10 protein-coding genes are annotated in these 14,903 nt (G+C 64.1%); 9 read left to right on the plus strand and 1 reads right to left on the minus strand.

Annotation, left to right across the window (positions count from 1 at the left end):
• The first annotated feature begins 15 nt into the window (after positions 1 to 15).
• The 7 genes from G3N97_RS01355 to G3N97_RS01385 all read left to right on the plus strand — a co-directional run bounded on the left by G3N97_RS01355 (position 16) and on the right by G3N97_RS01385 (position 11,399).
• Complete coding sequence (locus G3N97_RS01355; RefSeq protein WP_205991541.1) at positions 16 to 1,011, plus strand: ABC transporter permease; 996 nt, start codon at positions 16 to 18, stop codon at positions 1,009 to 1,011.
• Positions 1,012 to 2,703: an ABC transporter ATP-binding protein gene (locus G3N97_RS01360; RefSeq protein WP_205991542.1), complete on the plus strand. Its 1,692-nt coding sequence runs from the start codon at positions 1,012 to 1,014 to the stop codon at positions 2,701 to 2,703.
• Between the two features lie 54 nt (positions 2,704 to 2,757).
• Complete coding sequence (locus G3N97_RS01365; RefSeq protein WP_205991543.1) at positions 2,758 to 4,239, plus strand: NAD-dependent succinate-semialdehyde dehydrogenase; 1,482 nt, start codon at positions 2,758 to 2,760, stop codon at positions 4,237 to 4,239.
• 190 nt (positions 4,240 to 4,429) lie between these two features.
• Positions 4,430 to 7,435: an FAD-binding and (Fe-S)-binding domain-containing protein gene (locus G3N97_RS01370; RefSeq protein ID WP_205991544.1), complete on the plus strand. Its 3,006-nt coding sequence runs from the start codon at positions 4,430 to 4,432 to the stop codon at positions 7,433 to 7,435.
• A 66-nt stretch (positions 7,436 to 7,501) separates the two neighbouring features.
• The gene (gabT, locus tag G3N97_RS01375) at positions 7,502 to 8,794 is read left to right on the plus strand and encodes a 4-aminobutyrate--2-oxoglutarate transaminase (protein ID WP_205991545.1); all 1,293 of its coding nucleotides are present in this window, start codon (positions 7,502 to 7,504) and stop codon (positions 8,792 to 8,794) included.
• Positions 8,795 to 8,909: 115 nt separating this feature from the next.
• Positions 8,910 to 9,848, plus strand: coding sequence for a glyoxylate/hydroxypyruvate reductase A (locus G3N97_RS01380; protein WP_205991546.1), 939 nt, complete (start codon positions 8,910 to 8,912; stop codon positions 9,846 to 9,848).
• Positions 9,849 to 10,235: 387 nt separating this feature from the next.
• Positions 10,236 to 11,399, plus strand: coding sequence for a porin (locus G3N97_RS01385; protein ID WP_205991547.1), 1,164 nt, complete (start codon positions 10,236 to 10,238; stop codon positions 11,397 to 11,399).
• A gap of 79 nt (positions 11,400 to 11,478) precedes the next feature.
• Here the strand turns inward: G3N97_RS01385 and G3N97_RS01390 are convergent, their stop codons facing one another.
• Positions 11,479 to 12,483, minus strand: a complete 1,005-nt coding sequence (locus tag G3N97_RS01390) for a diguanylate cyclase (protein ID WP_205991548.1) — start codon at positions 12,481 to 12,483, stop codon at positions 11,479 to 11,481.
• Between the two features lie 364 nt (positions 12,484 to 12,847).
• On the opposite strand from G3N97_RS01390, the gene G3N97_RS01395 reads away from it, so the two are divergent.
• The gene (locus G3N97_RS01395) at positions 12,848 to 13,393 is read left to right on the plus strand and encodes a DUF2844 domain-containing protein (protein WP_205991549.1); all 546 of its coding nucleotides are present in this window, start codon (positions 12,848 to 12,850) and stop codon (positions 13,391 to 13,393) included.
• 130 nt (positions 13,394 to 13,523) lie between these two features.
• Positions 13,524 to 14,864: a DUF3443 family protein gene (locus tag G3N97_RS01400; RefSeq protein ID WP_205991550.1), complete on the plus strand. Its 1,341-nt coding sequence runs from the start codon at positions 13,524 to 13,526 to the stop codon at positions 14,862 to 14,864.
• The last annotated feature ends 39 nt before the right edge of the window (positions 14,865 to 14,903 follow it).

Raw genomic sequence — 14,903 nt, forward strand, 5'->3', positions numbered from 1 at the left:
GTGGAGCTCACCAAGATGACCCAATCGACCTCTGAAGGCAAACTCGCGCCGCCACCGGCCGACGCCGCCGCCGACCTGAGCGCGCACCCGCGTTTCATTCACCTGCGCCGCACGCTGAGCGGACTCGGCGTGCCGGGATGGATCGGCCTCGCGATCGTGCTCGTGTGGATCGCCGCCGCGATCGCGGGTCCGCTGGCCGGCGACGGCGCCAGCGCATCGGCCGACAACGTGCAGATCTTCGCGGGCGCGAGCGCACATCATCTGCTCGGCACCGACTATCTCGGCCGCGACATGCTCGATCGCGTGATGATGGGCGCGCGCTATACCGTGGGACTCGCGCTGATCGCGACGCTGCTGGCCAGCGGCGTGGGCACCGCGCTGGCGCTGCTGGCGATCGTCGGCGGCCCGAAGCTCGACGCCGTCATGAGCCGCACGCTCGATACGCTGACGGCGATTCCGAGCAAGATGTTCGCGCTCATCATGGTGGCGGCGTTCGGCTCCTCGACCGTCATGCTGACCGCGACCGCCGCGATCATCTACCTGCCCGGCGCGTATCGCATCGCGCGCTCGCTCGCCGTCAACATTCACGCGATGGAATATGTGGCGGTCGCCCGCACGCGCGGCGAAGGCACGGCCTACATCATGCTGCAGGAGATTCTGCCCAACATCCTGAGCCCGATGCTCGCGGATCTGGGGCTGCGTTTCGTCTACGTCGTGCTGCTGCTCGCGAGCCTGAGCTTTCTCGGCCTCGGCATCCAGCCGCCCGACGCCGACTGGGGCTCGCTCGTGCGCGAAAACCTCGACGGACTCGCCGAGGGCGCGCTCGCCGTGATCGCGCCGGCGCTCGCCATCGCGAGCCTGACGATCGCCGTGAATCTCGTGATCGACAATCTGCCGGGCGGCGCGCGCAAAGCGAGCCGCGATGCACGTCGCCAGGCGAAGCTCAACGAACAATTCAACGCTTCGCGTCGTGCGCAGATCGCCGCCACGACCGATGGGGAGGCACGCTAAATGGGCGCGGCAATTCATGTCAGGGACCTGACGATCATGGCAGGCGAATCCGTGCTGGTGGATCGCCTCGCATTCGATATCGCGCCGGGCCAGGTGCTCGCGCTGATCGGCGAATCCGGCTCCGGCAAGACCACCACGGCGCTCGCCTTGATGGGCTACGCGCGCGACGGCTGCGCGATCGCACCGGACAGTATCGTCAATGTCGGCGAGCGCAACGTCACCGCGCTCGATGCCGCCGCGCAGCGCGCGCTGCGTGGCCGCGTGGTCACGTATATCGCGCAGAGCGCGTCGGCGTCGTTCAATCCCTCGCGCACGATCATGGATCAGGTGGTCGAACCGGCGCGCATCCACAAGACGATGCCGCGCGCCGAAGCCGAAAAACGCGCCGTCGAACTGTTCCGCGAACTCGCCTTGCCGAATCCCGAAACCATCGGCGCGCGTTATCCGCATCAGGTGTCGGGCGGCCAGTTGCAGCGCCTGATGGCCGCGATGGCGCTGATCACCGACCCCGATCTCGTGATCCTCGACGAACCCACGACGGCGCTCGACGTGACGACTCAGGTCGAAGTGCTGCGCGCGTTCCGCCGCGTGGTGCAGCAGCGCAAGACCAGCGCCGTGTATGTGAGCCACGATCTGGCGGTGGTGGCGCAGGTGGCCGATCATATTCTCGTGCTGCGGCACGGCAAGATGCGCGAATACGGCGAGTCGGATCAGATCCTGCATGCGCCCGCCGACGACTACACGCGCAGCCTGCTCGCCGCCGCGCGCCCGAAGGAACGTCACGCCGATGCGCCGGACGATGCGACCCACGCGCGCGCCGACGCCCCACAGCTGCGTGCGGACCCCGAAGGCACGCGCCGCGCCCCGCAACCGCTGCTGCAGATCGACGCGCTCTGCGCGGGCTACGGTCCGCTCGACGCGCAGGGCCGCCCGCAGAATCGCATTCTCGACAAGGTCGATCTCAAGCTCTATCGCGGGCAGGCGATCGGCGTGATCGGCGAATCGGGATCCGGCAAGACGACGCTCGCACGCGCCGTGGCCGGTCTGATCGCGCCGTTCGAAGGCCGCATTGCGTTCGACGGCAAGGCCATGTCGCCGCAACTCGATCAGCGCAGCCGCGACGAGTTGCGGCGCATCCAGATCGTGTTCCAGATCGCCGATACCGCGCTGAATCCCGCGCATACCATCGAGCGCATTCTGGCGCGGCCGCTGCAGTTCTATCACGGCCTTCAGGGCAAGGCGCTGCGCACGCGGATCGCGCAACTGCTCGACATGGTGCGTCTGCCCCGCACGCTGATGGAGCGCCCACCGGCCGCACTCTCGGGCGGACAGAAGCAGCGCGTCAACCTTGCCCGCGCGCTCGCCGCCGAACCCGATCTGCTGCTGTGCGACGAAGTCACTTCGGCGCTCGATACGGTAGTCGGCGCGGCCGTGCTCGATCTGATGGCCGATCTGCGCAAGGATCTCGGCGTGTCGTATCTTTTCATCAGCCACGATCTGCATACGGTGCGTGCGATCTGCGATGAAATCGTCGTCATGCAGCATGGCCGCAAGGTGACACAGGTCGCGCGCGAAGATTACGATCGCGGTCCGCATCATCCGTACTACGAACTACTTTCGCGCTCGGTGCCCGAGCTGCGGCGCGGCTGGATCGACGAAGTCCAGTTGCCGAAGACCGAAACCGTCGCATAACGCTACAAGCCGCGACCTCATACCCTCACTCTTCACGAGATCAAGGAAAGCAACATGTCTCTGAATATCAGCAACGATTCCCTGCTCCCGGGCCGCAATTACATCGATGGCGCCTGGGTGGAAGCCGTCGACGGCAGCACGTTCCCGGTCAGCGATCCGGCCACCGACGCCGTGTTCACGCAGGTCCCCAACAGCGGCGCACAAGACGCGAAGCGCGCCGTGGACGCCGCGCACAACGCATTCGCCACATGGCGCAAGGTCCCGGCGAAGCAGCGCGCCGCGATCATCAAGCGCTGGAACGATCTGATCGTCGCGCACACCGAAGACCTCGGCAAACTGATTTCGCGCGAACAGGGCAAGCCGCTCGCCGAAGGCAAGGGCGAAGTGCTGTACGCCGCGAGCTACGTCGAATGGTTCGCCGAAGAAGCCACGCGCACGAACGGCGACATCATTCCCGCGCCCGTGCCGGGCCGCCGCATGTATGCACTGCGCGAACCGGTCGGCGTGATCGCCGCCGTCACGCCGTGGAATTTTCCCGCCGCGATGATCGCCCGCAAGATCGCGCCCGCGCTCGCCGCCGGTTGCACGGTCGTCTGCAAACCCGCCGAAGATACGCCGCTCACGTCGCTTGCGCTGGTCAAGCTCGCCGAAGAAGCCGGCGTGCCTGCCGGCGTCCTGAACATCGTCACCGCCTCGCGCGAGAACACGCCCGCCGTGGTCGACGTCTGGCTCGACGACGCGCGCGTGCGCAAGATCACCTTCACCGGATCGACGCCCGTGGGCAAGCATCTCGCGCGCCGCAGCGCCGACACGCTCAAGAAGCTCTCGCTCGAACTCGGCGGCAACGCGCCGTTCATCGTGTTCGACGATGCCGATCTCGACGCCGCCGTCGAAGGCCTGATGATCTCGAAGTTCCGCAACGGCGGACAGACCTGCGTGTGCCCGAACCGCGTCTACGTGCAGGCGGGCGTGCATGACGCCTTCGTTGCCAAACTGGCCGCGCGCGTGGGCGCGCTCGTCGTCGGTCCGGCCACCAACGCCGCCTCGCAGATCGGCCCGATGATCAACGCGCGCGCGGTCGACAAGATCGAGCGCCACGTGCGCAATGCCGTGGAAAACGGCGCGAAAGTGATCGTGGGCGGCACGCGCGTGCAGTCGGAACAGTGCGTCTCGGCGAACTATTTTGCGCCGACCGTGCTGATCGACGCGACGCCGTCGATGGACTGCTCGTGCGAAGAAACCTTCGGCCCGGTCGTGCCGATCACGCGCTTCGACACCGAAGCCGATGTGATCGCGCAGGCGAACGCGACGCCCTTCGGTCTCGCCGCCTACTTCTATTCGACGGACGTGCGCCGCATCTGGCGTCTCGCGGATGCGCTCGAAAGCGGCATCGTCGGTGTGAACGAAGGCGCGCTCGCCGCCGAATCCGCGCCGTTCGGCGGCGTGAAGGACTCCGGTTACGGCCGCGAAGGTTCGACGCACGGCATCGAGGAATACATGCACATCAAGTACGTCTGCCAGGGCCAACTGGACTGAGCGTTCTCACGATGAGCGGTCGAACGGCGGCGCTGTGCATTCTGCTGTTTCGACCGCTCATTTCGATACGGGGTACTGTGGCAAGGGGCGTTTTCAATTCTTTGTGAACTGCCGCCATTTTTATACTGCTTCACGTGCTGCTTTTTCTCAGTGGAAAACGCCGAACCGGCCACCTATCGCAACCCGCTCCATGACACGACCCAAGACCTCCGGCGCGCCGGATCTCAACCAGATGCTGATGCTGCGTCAGCAACTCGGCGCGCAGACCACGGCAGAGATCCGTTTCGATCCGGCCACGCGCGCGATGTATGCGTCGGAGGCGTCGAACTATCGTCAGCCGCCGATCGGCGTCGTGATTCCGCGCACGATCGGCGACTTCGAAACCACCGTCGAACTGTGCGCGACACTCGGCGTGGCGATCCTGCCGCGCGGCGCGGGCACGTCGATGTGCGGCCAGGCCGTCAACGCCGCGATCTGTATCGATCATTCCAAGTATCTGCATGCGATCGAATCGATCGACGCCGCAGCGGGTCACGCGATCGTGCAGCCGGGCGTGATCTGCGATCAGCTGAAAAAAGCCGCAGCCGCGCACGGTCTGACCTTCGGCCCCGATCCCGCCACGCATAGCCGCTGCACGCTCGGCGGCATGATCGGCAATAACTCGTGCGGCGCGCATTCGGTCATGGCGGGCAAGACCGTCGAGAACATCGAACGCCTCGACGTGCTGACCGCGACCGGCGCGCGCTTCTGGGTCGGCCCGACCGACGACGCCGCTTACGCCGAGCATCTCGCCGCGGGCGGCGAACGCGCGCGCATCGTCAAGGGTCTGCGCGAACTCGCCGAGCGCTATGCGGACGATATCCGCGCGGGCTTTCCGAAACTCAAGCGCCGCGTCTCGGGCTACAACCTCGATCAGTTGCTGCCGGAGAACGGTTTCAATATCGCGCGCGCGCTGGTCGGCAGCGAAGGCACGCTCGCCACGACGCTGCGCGCACAGGTCACGCTCGTCGAAGGTCGGCCCGAGCGCGTGCTCGTCGTGCTCGGCTTCGATACGATTTTCGACGCGGCGGACAGCGTACCGCATCTGCTGCCGCTCGGCGCGATTGCGATGGAAGGGCTCGACCAGGGCATCGTCGGCGGCCTCAAGGCGCTGGGCCTCAAGCTCGACGACATCGCCGAACTGCCCGCCGGCGACGCGTGGCTGCTGGTCGAATTCGGCGCGAGCACGCGCGAAGCCGCGATCGCCCAGGCGCGCGCGATGGCCGACGCGGCGCAGCGTTTTCCGCAACAGCCGAGCGTGCGTTTCGTCGAAGACGCGGCCTTGATGAACCGGTTGTGGACAATCCGCGAAACCGGCGCGTCGGCGACTTCGCTGTCACGCGATCCCGCCGCGCCCGACCCGGTGGTCGGCTGGGAAGACGCCGCCGTCGAGCCCGCTCTGCTCGGCGCGTATCTGCGTGAATTCACGGCGCTCGTCGAGCGCTATGGCTACAAGACCAATCTGTACGGCCATTTCGGCGACGGCTGCATTCATTCGCGCATCACCTTCGATCTGCGCTCGGCCAGCGGCGTGCACGACTGGCGCGCATTCCTGGAGGAAGCCGCGAGGCTCGTGGTCAAGTACCAGGGCTCGCTGTCCGGCGAACACGGCGACGGCCAGGCCAAGGGCGAATTCCTGCATCTGATGTACACGCCGCGCCTCATGCAGGCGTTCCGCGAATTCAAGGCGCTGTGGGATCCGCAAGGGCTGATGAACCCCGGCAAGCTGATCGACGCGATGCCGGTGGACGAGAACCTGCGCATGGGTCCGCAGTATCGCCAGGGGAACGTGAAGGGCATGTTCACGTATCCGATGGCGGCAACTTCCGCCAGCGACGATGCGCCTGTCGACACACTCGAAGAACGCGGCTACGGACGCGAAACCGAGCGCTGCATCGGCATGGGCAAATGTCGCTCGATGGACGGCGGCACGATGTGTCCGAGTTTCAAGGCGACGCGCGAGGAGCGCAATTCCACGCGCGGACGCGCCCGCCTCTTCTTCGAAATGCTCAACGGCGAGGTGATCGACGAAACGCGTAACGCCGAGGCCGTGAAGGAATCGATGGATCTGTGTCTCTCGTGCAAAGGCTGCAAAAACGATTGCCCGACGCACGTGGATATTCCCAAGTACCGCGCGGAATTTCTGCATCGCTACTACAAGACGCGGCGTCGTCCGCTGATGGATGCAGCGGTCGGCCGGATCGGCGCATGGCTGCCGGTTGCCACGCGCGTGAGCGGACTCGTCAACGGCGCGATGCGTAACAGGCTCGTCAAAAAGGCATCGCAGCGCTTTGGGCTGGCTGAAGGCGCGGCGTTTCCGCCCGTCGCTTCGCAGGCCTTCCGCGACACGCCGGCGGCGAAAAAACTGATCGCGCCGTGGCCCGCGCGCTTTGGCGCACAGGACGTCGTGGTCTGGACCGACACGTTCAACAACGGCTTCTCGCCCGCCGTGCTCGACGCCGCCCTGCGCGTGGTCGAAGCCGCAGGCGGCACGCCCCGCCTCACGCCGCGTCATGTCTGCTGCGGGCGTCCGCTTTACGACGTCGGCCTGCTCGACGAGGCGAAGAAGAACCTGCTCGATATCGTTGAGATGATGCGCGCGCCGGTTGCCGCCGGCGTGCCCGTGCTGATTCTCGAACCGAGTTGTCTTTCCGTATTCCGCGACGAAATGCTGGCGTTGATCGGCCATGATGCCGAGGCCGGCGAACTCGCGCGCAAATTGTCGTCGGCATGCATCACCGTTGCAGAATATGCCCAGAAAAACGGGCTGAATCTTCCATCGACGTTGCCGGGCGAAGATTCTCGCGCAGAATCTGTGCATGTGCACACGCATTGCCATCAGCGTGCATGCGGCGGCGCGGGCGCGGAGAAAAACCTCGGCGCGAAAGTGCTCGATACCGGCTGTTGCGGCATGGCAGGCGCATTCGGCTATCACCACAAAACGGCCGCCGTAGCGAAGGCAGTCGGCGAAAAGGAACTCGTGCCGAAGCTCGCCGCGCTGCCCGACAACGCCATCGTGGTCGCCGACGGTTTCAGCTGCCGCTCGCAGATCGGCAAGCTCACCGGCCGCACGGCGCAGCATCTCGCACAACATCTTGCAGAAGCCATCGCCAGCGTGAACCCGCCCGTGCGTACCGGCACCGACGAACCCGCGTAGCGGCCTGATCCACCTTTGCTCAACACCGTCCGAATACGGTATCAAACAAACGAGAGAGAACCTGACATGACCCGCGACAATCAATCCCTGATCGAACATCGCCAGCATCACGTGCCACGCGGCGTCGTCACCGCGCATCCGCTGTTCGTCGAAAAGGCGCAAGGCGCAGAACTGTGGGACGTCGAAGGCCGCCGCTTTATCGACTTCGTCGGCGGCATTGGCGTGCAGAACATCGGCCATAGCCATCCGCGCGTGATCGACGCCGTGCAGAAGCAACTCGCGAAAGTCACGCACGCGGCCTTCCAGGTCGTCGGCTACGAGGTCTACACGCAACTGGCCGAGCGCCTCAATACGCTCGTGGGCAACGGCGCACACTACAAGTCGTTCTTCTCGACGACGGGCGCGGAAGCCGTCGAAAACGCGATCAAGGTCGCGCGCGCGTGGCGCAAGGTGCCGGGCGTGATCGCGTTCCGCGGCGGCTTCCACGGCCGCACGCTGCTCGGCTCGACGCTGACCGGCATGAGCGCGCCGTACAAGCAGAATTTCGGACCGATGGCGGGCGAGGTCTATCACACGCCTTATCCCGACGCGTACCGCAACTTCAGCGCCGCCGATGCGATCCGCTCGCTCGAAGATCTGTTCGCCACGCAGATCGCGCCCGACCGCGTCGCGGCGATCGTTCTGGAGCCGGTGCAAGGCGACGGCGGTTTTCTCCCGGCGGGCAAGGAGTTCATGCAGGCGCTGCGCGAACTGACGACGCGCCACGGCATCGTGCTGATCTGCGATGAAATCCAGGCGGGTTTCGGGCGCACCGGCGAGATGTTCGGCTTCCAGCACTTCGGTATTCAGCCCGACGTCATCACGGTTGCGAAGAGTCTCGCGGGCGGTCTGCCGATTTCGGGTATCGTCGGCCGTGCGGAGATCATGGACGCGCCGCTGCCTGGCGGCCTGGGCGGCACGTATGGCGGCAATCCGCTCGGTTGCGCGGCGGCGCTCGCGGTGCTCGACGTGTTCGAAGAAGAACAGTTGCTGGTGAAAGGCCGCGCGCTCGGCGCGAAGCTTCACGCCGGTCTTGAACAGATCGCGCGCGACCACGCGGCGATCGGCACGGTGCGGGGTCTCGGCCCGATGGCCGCGCTCGAATTCGTGCGCAACAGCGACCCGTTCCAGCCCGACGCCGACTTCGCCCAGGCCGTCATCGACCAGTGCCGTGAAGACGGCCTGCTGGTGATCAAATGCGGCGTGCACCGCAATACGGTGCGTCTGCTCGCGCCGCTGACCGTGAGCGATGCGATCGTCGATGAAGCGCTGACGATCCTGCGCAATGCGGTGACGAAGGTATCGGCGAAGGTCCGCTAAAACTACGCTTGCGCGATGCCGGGCGTTCGATTGGCACGGCACCGCGCAACGTGTTATTAACGGCTTACGCCCTGATTCACGATCGAACTCAGGCGCATTTCGAAGGGACCTACTCATGCTCATGGTCGTCAAATCGGGCGGCCCGGAAGCGATGCCGGAATGGCGCTCGCTCTACCGGACGCTGTTGCCCGAACTGGAAGTCGTCGGTTGGGACGATCCTGCGCTCGATCCCGCGAGGGTCGAGTACGCGATGGTCTGGGAGCCGACGCCCGGACGGCTCGCGCAGTTTCCCGCGCTGCGCGTCATCCTGAGCAGCGCAGCGGGCGTGGACCACATTACGCGCGATCCTTCGGTGCCCGCGCATCTGCCGATCGTCCGCATGGTGACGCCCGAAACTGGCGAGCGCATGGCCGACTTCGTCACGGCGTGCGCCTATGCCATCGTGCGCGACTTTCCCGCGCTGCGCGACGCACAAACGGCGCGACGCTGGGACGAAAGTCTCGTCGGTCGGCGTGCAAGCGAGACCACCGTGGCGATACTCGGTCTCGGCAATCTGGGCGTCGCGTGCGCGCAGCGCCTGGCGGCCAATGGCTTTCGCGTCAAAGGCTGGGCGCGCACGCCCAAACAGATCGCGCAATGCGAGAGCTTCGCGGGCGACGACGGCCTGCACGCGTGCGTGGCGAATGCAGATATCGTCGTCAATCTGCTGCCCGATACGGCCGCCACGCGCAATCTGATCGACAGCCGCTTTCTGGCCTCGCTGCCGCGTGGCGCATCGTTGATCAACGTGGGCCGCGCGCCTCAGGTCGATATTCAGGCCGTGGTGGCGAGCCTCGATAGCGGACATCTGCGCAGCGCGTTTCTCGATGTGTTCGACACCGAACCGCTGACGCCGAACGATCCGCTGTGGCAACACCCGAGACTGTGGCTGAGTTCGCACATCGCCTCGGCCGTGTCGCGCGAGAGCAAGGCGCGCCAGATCGTCAAGGCGATTCTGGCCGACCAGGCGGGACAAGCACTCGAACACGTCTACGCCGCCGACTTCGGCTATTGAGTTTTAAGGAAGACGCATTACGATCCCCAGCGGGCCAACTGCTGGGGATTTTTCTTTTGTGGCCTTTTTTTAGCCGTTTTTCTATCCGCTCAAGACGATCACCGGGAAAGTGCACGCCGTATGCAAGCCCATTCACGACTGTGCAAGCCGCCCCTTTATGGCGAAAACGGCAGCCTATGCCGTATCGCGGCACGAAATCACATTTATCGCGTTTCTGCGCATTTTATACAGAACAAAGCCCCGGTTTTAGCGTGCTCCAATTGAACGCCTGAATTGAACCGCTCCAGCGCGTAAATACCCGCTTCCCACAATGCGTTTGCGCTCGCTGATGCTCAATCAATCTGGACTACGAATTTTCAACCACACGCTACCACTTGGAGCTCGCAAATGAATAAGTCCACCAGAAACACTTTCAGCGCTGGTTTCTCCGTTGCGCTTCTCGCAGGCGCAAGTCTCGCGCATGCGCAGAACAGCGTGACACTCTATGGCGTCGCCGATACGGGTATCGCGTACATCAACCACGCCAGCGGCAGCAAGAATGCCGTGGCGATGTCGAGCGGCAATCTGAGCGGCAGCCGTTGGGGCCTGAAAGGCTCGGAAGAGCTGGGCGGGGGTCTGAAAACCGTGTTCCAGCTGGAGAGCGGATTCAACATGAATACCGGCGCCGCCGGTCAGGGATCGCGTCTGTTTGGCCGGCGCGCGTACGTGGGTCTGAGCAGCGCGGACTGGGGCACGCTCACGGCGGGTCGCCAATATGAAGCGTCTGTCGACATGATTCAGGCCATCACCGGCGACAACTACTTCAGCACGATGTTTACGACGCCGGGCGATCTCGACAACAACGACAACGACATGCGCGTCAACAACTCGATCAAATACCTCAGCCCGAACTGGCGAGGCGTGCAGGTCGAACTGGTCTACGGTTTCAGCGGCCTCGCGGGCCAGACGGGTCAGGGCTACACCTACTCGGGCGGCGTGTCGTACGCGAATGGCCCCATCAATCTGGCGGCCATGTACATGCGGCTGACCAACGAACCGTCGTCGAGTGCCACGCGCACGACCTGGACCAGCAGCGGCGATTCGCTGTTCGTCAGCCCGATCAACCAGGGATATCAAACCGCGAAGGCGATGGATGTTGCGTCGGCGGCCGCACAATATGCGCTGGGTTCGCTGCTGATCGGCGCGTCGTATAGCAATGTGCAATATCAGAGCGACGCGGCTTCCAATTTCTCGGGCACCCAGCACTACAACATCGGCAAAGCGTTTCTTGCTTATCACTTTACGCCGGCGCTGCTCGCGGGCATTGGCTATGAATTCGTGAAGGCGGGCGGCGATACGTCCGCGACCTACAACGAAATCAGTCTCGGCGCGGACTATAACCTGTCGAAGCGCACCGACGTGTATGCGCTTGCCGGTTATCAACATGCAAGCGGCACGCAACGAAAAACCGACGGCACGCTGCAAACGGCGGTGGCGTCGATCGGTTCATACGGACGCAGCGGTACGGATAGCCAGTCGATGGCGATCGTCGGCATTCGCCATAAGTTCTGATGTAAGGGCGCGTTAGCGCATGCCTTGCCTGCCGACGTCGCGCAGGCAAGGCACGTGCATCTTGCGTATGTGATGCGCCCTACTTTTCCTCGCCGCGATTCCGCTTGAGCCGCAGCATCAACTGATCGGCCTGATCGAGCGCCTGAGCGACCGTCACGAAGCGAACCGCGACGCCGCCCGCCAATGCATCCTGGTAATGCATTCTCACGTTCGCCAACGCATAGTTGCCGACCGACGCCTCGGACAAGCGCTGCGCAATCGACTCGGCTCGCGCGGAAGCCTGCGCGAAATCGGAAGACAATGCGCCCGCAAACGCAAACCGTCCCGCTCCAATATGCGCAAGCTGACCGTCGCCTGAACTCGCGGCCAACATACGTTCGCCGCAGGCACGCAGAAACTGTTCGCCGATCGCATAGCCATGCCGATCATTCAGCGCGTAAAAGCCCTCCAGATCGACGATGCACAGCGCCACATACGAACCATCCGTCGACGAGTTCGCCAGCAGACGTCCAAGTTCTTCCTGCAACGCGCGCCGGTTCGGCAAGGCCGTCGTATCGTCGATGAGCGCGCGCTGGGCGAGATGCTCGTTAGCAAGCGTCAATTGTTCGATCAATCGCTCGCGCTCGATATGTTCCGAAATCAGTTTCGCGAAGACATTCAACGCGCTACGCGCACGCGAATTGATTTCCAGACTTTCACGGCTAATGCCGCATATCGTGCCGATCACGGCGCCGCTTTCGGCGCAGACCGGCGCACTTGCATAAGTGCGGATATCCAGTTCGGCGGCGGCGCGCGAATCGCCCCAGATTTCCTTCACATTGCTGACGACACGCTGCCCGCTTTCCAGACTGCGTTTGCACAATGTGTCGAACCATGGGACCTGCAGGCCTTCGAGCACCTGCGTGCGCCCTTCGTTGCGCGAGTACAGCACGGTCTGCACTTCGCGGCTGAAATCGATCGACGTCAGATACGTCGATTCGAGTCCGGTCATCGTCCCCAGCATTTCGAGCAGCGGGCGCACGAGGCCTTCCAGGCTCTGTGCGGCGGCCACCTTTTGCGAAAGACGTTCAAGCAATTCGTCCATGGCTGACACTCACGTATGCAGATGACATAACCCGCTTGCGGGGATGGCGTGCATTCGACGGTATCAGCTTTTTTCGCGGTTTTCCAGGTGTCACGGGAGCGACATCTGCGAGGCCGTTCATCACGATGAATGGACGCTTTGCACGCTGTCGCGAAGACTCAAGTTCCTTGCCGGCCGTCCGTTAACACTGCAGACACGTCGTGTGGGATCAGCTTGCACGCGACGCCGACCTTGCAGATCAAGAGGAACAACGAAGAATGGACAAAGCCACGGATTCTCTGCGCGGCCAATACCCGAATGACGAAGCGATGCCGTTTCAGACAGGCACAGCCGCCTGCCTCGCACAGACTCAGGAGATCGTTTCGTGAATAGCTTGCGTCGTGTGGCGGATGTCTCCGCCGTCTTTCCCGCCCGCGCCTCTGCCGTGGCGCGCTCCGCTGTCCATGCCCTCATACTCGTCGCGGGCAGCGTGTGCTGCATCGGCGCCCATGCCGAACTCGGCGGGCCGCCGACCCTGCCCGCCACCAGCGCGCAGGCATCGAGCGCCGTGTCGTTGAAGGCAACGAGCAGCACGTCGGCGACCAGCACGTCGACCGCCTATACCGTGCGCGAATCGACGCTCACGAACGGCATCACCGAACGCGAATATCTGAACGTCGACGGCACCGTGTTCGCGCTGGCGTGGGACGGCCCCTTCATGCCCGATCTGCGCAGCTTCATGGGCAGCACGATCTTCTCCGAGTACGTGAGCGCGATGCAGAATCAGACCGACCGCACGCGCAGTGGTGGCGTGAATATCAGCACGGACGATTTCGTCGTGCAGGTGCAAGGCCATCAACGGCACTTCCGCGGGCGCGCCTGGCTGCCGTCGCTGCTGCCGAGCGGCGTCAGCACGTCGGTGATCCAGTAACGCTCGCCGCGCTTCCGCGCGGGCTTCGTGCGAAGCCGCGCGGCGCTTGCAAATTCGCTTGCACGCCCTTTCATTTTCTTACGCCTTCTTTCGGCCTCGCTCTTCTCGCCACTGTCCAGTCATGACGACAATGTCTTCTCTCGCAGTGCTCGCCTGCAGTCTCGCGCTGCTCGCGCATTTCCTTTTCGCCGGCCGCGTGTCGCGCCGCCCGGTGGCCCAGTTCGCTGCTTACTCCCTGCTGCTCGCGCTGGCCGCGTGCGGCGGCGGCGGATCGTCGAGCGACGGCACGTCGAGCACGACAACCGGTTCTGCGAATTCGTCGAACAACACCAGTTCGTCGAGCGCCAGCAACACGCTGACCGTCATCGTGCAGAAAGGCCTCGGCACCTTCCCGAATCAACCGTTCGTCACCGTGACCGTTTGCGCGCCCGGCAGCACCACTTGCGACACGATCGATCACGTCCTGCTGGATACCGGATCGACCGGTCTGCGCGTGCTGGCTTCGTCGCTGAGCGCCACGACGCTCGCCGGTATGACGCGCGAGCAACTGGCGTCGTCGGGTAACTACATCGACGAATGCGGCCAGTTCGTCAGCGGCTATACGTGGGGCTCGCTGCGTCTCGCCGATGTGACGATGGGAAGCAAAACCGCATCGAGCGTGCCGGTGGAAGTGATCGGCGATTCCGATGCCGGCACGGCGCCGTCGGCGTGCAGCGGCACCGGCTCGGACATGGGTTCCACCACCGAGATGGGCGCGAACGGCATTCTGGGCGTGCAAGGGCAGATCCGCGATTGCGGCGCGACCTGTGCGACCAGTGCCTATCCGCTGTACTACGCCTGCGCGACCGGTTCGAGCTGCTCGACGTCGAGCGCCGTGCCGCTGGCCCAGCAGCTGACCAATCCGGTCAGCATGCTGAGCAGCGACAACAACGGCATCGTCCTCTCGATGCCGAGCGTGTCGGACAGCGGTCAGACGCTCGCGACAGGCACGCTTTACTTCGGTGTCGGCACGCAGACCAACAACACGCTGAGCTCCGCCGATCGTATTCCGCTCGACACGAGTTTCGAGTTCAAGGCGACGTATGGCGGCACCGCCAACCAGAGCAGCTTCATCGATTCGGGCACGAACTTCCTGTACTTCCAGGACAGTACGCTGACGCAGTGCACAGGCGCCTATAGCGGCTACTATTGCCCGTCATCGGTCCAGACCGAGTCCGTGACGTTCACGCCGAACAGCGGCGCAAGCGATTCCAGCGGCTCGTATACCGGCTCGTTCAAGGTTGGCAACGTGAAGTCGCTGCTGAACACCAGCGGCGTTTATGCGTTCGACGACATTGCCGTGTACGGACTGGTCGATAGCGGCATGGATTTCGGCATGCCGTTCTTCTATGGCCGCTACGTGGTGATCAAAAACGAGAGCTCGTCCGGTGCGGGCGACGCGTACGCGGCCTTCGCATCGAACGGCCTGTAACGCAGAGCGGTAGCCGTGCATGCCGGATCAGCGGTATGC

It is taken from the genome of Paraburkholderia sp. Ac-20347 (assembly GCF_017104805.1).
Classification (GTDB): Bacteria; Pseudomonadota; Gammaproteobacteria; order Burkholderiales; family Burkholderiaceae; genus Paraburkholderia; species Paraburkholderia tropica.